Annotated in this window: 1 protein-coding gene; it reads right to left on the bottom strand. The window is 59.5% G+C overall.

The genetic code is table 11. The features are described from left to right. Positions 1-296: 296 nt before the first annotated feature. Positions 297-1,522, bottom strand: a 1,226-nt coding sequence (locus WA989_RS11475) for an alpha/beta fold hydrolase (protein WP_424340636.1), incomplete at its 5' end; no start/stop codon positions are given.

The raw sequence follows: 1,522 nt of genomic DNA, 5'->3' as shown, positions 1-1,522 counted from the left end.
GACATCCTCGATCAGGTCAGCAAAGCTCATGGGCGCGCCGGCGGGCGGCTGGATGGTGATAGGCTGTTTGGCGTCGGCGAGCTGGAAGGTCTGAGGCGCATATACGATCGCCCCTGTCAGCCCTGCGCCAGCGATTGCCGCAATTAAGGCTTGTTTTGAAATACCGAACGCTTTCATTTCTATCTTATCTCCTGCGAATTCTAATCAACAATTGGATATTGTGGTTGAAGCAGCGATTGTGCCAGTTTTTCCTGCATTAAACATCATTTAGACATGAGCGAGGCAGGGCTCCGTTTTTATTCGGAAAATTCCGGTTTGACGTGCCGAATGGCCGTCGTGACCTCGACGTCTGACTCAAGCGTGCGGTGAACCGGGCATTTGTCAGCGATTTCGAGAAGCCGGGCAATCTGCGCCTCATCCAGGTTTCCTTCGATATCTATCTCCCGCGTGAACCGATCGATCCGGTCGCGCGGGCCACAATCCACACAGTCTTCGGCGTGAACCTTGGCATGATTGAGGCGGACACTGACTCGCTCCAGCGGCCACTTCTTGCGATCGGCATACATGCGAAGCGTCATCGACGTGCACCCGCCCAGCCCCGCGGTGACCATGTCATAGGGCGTCGGCCCTGTATCTGCGCCGCCCACGGAGGCTGGCTCGTCGAGGATATAGCGTCTGCCGCCAATATAGGCCTCGTTCTGAAACGGACCGGCCTCGCCCGTCTCCCTGATGATGACATCATGCGTCTGATCGACATCAGCCGGGGTGTCCTTTGCCGACAGATACCTTCCTGCCCAGGCCGCGATCATATCGGCGGCGAATCCAGTATCGCCCTCGCCGGTGAGGAAATGGTCGGCCCGATCGAGACTGACGAAGCTCTTGGGGTGGCGCGCGGCCCTGAACAGTTGGGTCGCATTGTCGATGCCGACGACATTATCGCCTGGCGCATGCAGGATCAGCAGCGGCAATCCAAGTGTCTCGGCAGCATCGGCCACGCGTGTGCCGCGTATATCTTCGACGAACTCCCTGGTAATCGTGAAAGGCCTGCCGGCGAGCGAGACGTTCGCCTCGCCCTTTGTCTCGATCCGGTCCATGTCATCGGCGAACTGGCCGATCACATGCGTCGCATCGCCCGGCGCATTGATTGTCGCCACAGCTTTCAGGCTTTCAATCCGGGACGCCGCCACAATCGCGGCCGCACCGCCGAGGGAGTGGCCGATCAAAAGCCCGGGCGGCCGCGATGACTGCTCCATCCAACTGGCTGCCGCCACAAGGTCTGCAACATTGCTGGAAAAGCTCGTTTCTCTGAACTCCCCGTCTGACTCGCCGAGGCCGGTAAAGTCGAAGCGCAACACGCCAATGCCGCGTTCAGCAAGCCGTTTCGAGACGCGTATGGCGGCGCGCGACTGCTTGGAACAGGTGAAGCAATGGGCAAAGATCGCCCAGCTGGAGATGACACTGTCTGGATGGTCGAGGCGGCCGGCCAGGTCTGCCCCGCTGGCGCCTTTGAACCGTACGGTTT

Origin of the sequence: Henriciella sp., from assembly GCF_049649345.1 — a bacterium.
Lineage (GTDB): Bacteria > Pseudomonadota > Alphaproteobacteria > Caulobacterales > Hyphomonadaceae > Henriciella.
The sequence above is the reverse complement of the archived record's forward strand: the minus strand, read 5'-3'. Positions and strand labels throughout refer to the sequence as shown.